Consider the following 2,427-nt stretch of genomic DNA (forward strand, 5'->3'; position numbering starts at 1 on the left):
GGGGGGGGCGGGGGGGGGGCGCCCCCCCCCCCCCCCCCCCGGTGTTACGGGCGGAAGCGCAGGACCTGCGGATCGTGGTCGCTGATCTGGTCGTTGAACTCGGCGTTGACGTGCACGCTGTCGTATTCGAAGTCGCAGGCGCGGCGGATCGACGGGCTGATCAGGATCTGGTCGAGGACCTGGCTGTTGCCCTGGTAGACGTACGAGTAACGCTCGCTGCGGGGGAGCGACTTGATCGCCGACCAGAGTTCGCCGCGGCCCTCGAGGAGCTGCGCGGTCTTCGAGAACTCGAAGTCGTTGATGTCGCCCAGCGCGATGACGTCCGCGTTCTTCTGGGTGTCGAGGATGTCCTTGACGAAGGCGTTCACCAGAGTGGCCTGCTGGTGGCGCTGCGTCTCGGAGCTGCGGGACGGCGGCTGGTACTGGGCGGTCAGGCCCTGGTCGCCGCCCTTGGAGTTGAAGTGGTTGGCGATCACGAAGACCGTGCGGCCGCGGAAGACGAACTCGCCGGCCAGCGGCTTGCGGCTGCTCTTCCAGGCCTCGTCGGCGGGGGCGATGCGGCCGGGGCTGAGGGTGAGGCGGGCCTTGCCGCGGATCTTCGTCACGGCGGTGGCCGTCGCGGCGTCGCCGCCCGCGCGGTCGGCGAAGGAGACCCGCTCCGGGTTGAACAGGAAGGCCTGACGGATGTTGCCGCCCGGCTGGCCGCCGTCGGTGTTGTCCGCCGGGTCGATCGAGCGCCAGTCGTACTTCGGGCCGCCGGCCGCGACGATCGCGTCGATCAGCTTGGTCAGCGTCTGGTCGGCGGCGACCGTGCCGTCGTTCTTCGCGCCGTTGTTGTCCTGGATCTCCTCCAGGGACACGATGTCGGGCGACTTCAGGTGGTGCACGATCGCGGAGGCGTGGGCGGCGAACGTGTCGTCGGTCGGGTCGAGGTTCTCGACGTTGTAGGTGGCGACCGCGAGTTCGGAGGAGCGCTGCCTGCGGGTCGTCTCGCGCTCCGGTCCCGCGCTCTTCAGGGTTCCGAGCTCGCTCGCGACCAGGGTGTAGCCGCCGAACTGGTTGTAGTCCAGGGGGCCCGCGGTGGTGCCGGCCAGGGTGTCTCCCACGTTCGCCTTGGGGAACTCCGCCGTCGCGCCGAGGGACTGGATCTGGAGGCGGCCCGCGTTCTGGTCGTGGTAGGAGCCGTAGACCGTGCCGCCGTGGCGGTTGCGGTTCTCGTGCGGCTTCACCGTCACCCAGAGCTCGGTGTACGGGTCGGTGGCGCCGACGACGCGGGTGTCGGTGACCCGTACGGACATGCCCTCCAGCGCCTCGTAGTAGTCCAAGGCGTACTTCGAGGGCTTCAGGGGGAGCGCGTTGACCGAGCCGTTCGCGGCGGTGTCGCCGACCGGCGCGTAGGCGGCCGGGACCGAGCGCGAGGTGATCGCCGTTGCGGCGGGGAGCGCGTTGCCGCTGGAGACGACCGTGGTCGTCGGCTTGGTGATCTCCGTCAGCGACTGGTTGCCGGAGGTCGCGCCGCCGGGGACGTACTCCGAGACCGTGCCGCCGACCGTGACGGAGTCACCGACGGCGACCCCCTTCGGCGCGGAGCTCGTGAAGACGAAGACACCCTCGCTGGTCGCCGGGTCGGCGTCCGGGTTCGGGTCCTGGATCCAGAAGCCGCGGGAGGAGCCGTAGGTCCGGATGCCGGTGACGATTCCGGCCACGTCCGTCACCTGCCGGCCGGCGTACGGGGATGTCCGGGTGCTGCCCTGGATGTCGTGGATGCGGACCGACTCCGCGTGCGCGGGGCTGGTGAGGACGATCGTGGATGCCGCGGAACACGCGGCGGCTACGGTGAGCGCGGCGAGACGCGCGGACGACTTGCTCGGCAACGGGATTCCCTCCGGGGACGTGACAGGGCGCCGGGACGAGGGCGGACACGTGTGGAATGGCTGGCTGTCGCTACCTGTGGGGCGGATGCGATGACGCGCGTAGAAGAAGGAGACGGGTGGACCTGGTGGGGCCGGCCCGGTGAACAAGTGTCCGCCGACTTCTACGCGCGTCAATCTCCAGCCTGTTCATGCCACTTGTCAAGGTTTCGGCCATGTACGGCGGCTGACCGGGAGATGAAGTGGGCGGCATGGGCGGAAATCCGTCTAGGCTGAGCGGCTGAGTCGTATGAGGCGCCCTAGGAGAAACAGCCGATGTCAGACAGCTCCCCCCTGCCGCCGGTGCGGCTGCACCCCGAAGCGGAGCTGGCGCGCGACGCCCTGTCCACGCCGTTGTTGTCCCGGGCCGCCCGGCTCGCCCGCTGGGCCGGGCCGGACACCCGTGTCGACGCCGGGGGCGGGCTCGCCCGGTGACCGCCACCGCCACCGCGTCGAGCCCGGCCGTCACCAGCAGTGCCAGCAGGGCACGTGGCGTCTGCCGGCCGCGATGCGGGAC

Annotated in this window: 2 protein-coding genes; one reads left to right on the forward strand and one right to left on the reverse strand. The window is 70.5% G+C overall.

Features of this window, described 5'->3' with window-relative positions; all coding sequences use genetic code 11:
- Positions 1-44: 44 nt before the first annotated feature.
- Positions 45-1,874 carry an endonuclease/exonuclease/phosphatase family protein gene (locus ABZ281_RS46050; RefSeq protein ID WP_356664429.1) on the reverse strand — a complete coding sequence of 610 codons (1,830 nt, stop codon included), beginning with the start codon at positions 1,872-1,874 and terminating at the stop codon, positions 45-47.
- A 312-nt stretch (positions 1,875-2,186) separates the two neighbouring features.
- On the opposite strand from ABZ281_RS46050, the gene ABZ281_RS46055 reads away from it, so the two are divergent.
- Positions 2,187-2,345, forward strand: a complete 159-nt coding sequence (locus ABZ281_RS46055) for a hypothetical protein (protein WP_356664431.1) — start codon at positions 2,187-2,189, stop codon at positions 2,343-2,345.
- Positions 2,346-2,427: the final 82 nt, after the last annotated feature.

Origin of the sequence: Streptomyces sp. NPDC006265 (genome assembly GCF_040613555.1) — a bacterium.
Taxonomy (GTDB): domain Bacteria; phylum Actinomycetota; class Actinomycetes; order Streptomycetales; family Streptomycetaceae; genus Streptomyces.

What these genes read in the sequence shown, in the direction of transcription:
- ABZ281_RS46055 (WP_356664431.1), top strand. Translation starts at nt 2,187, where the DNA reads ATGTCAGACAGCTCCCCCCTGCCGCCGGTGCGGCTGCACCCCGAAGCG.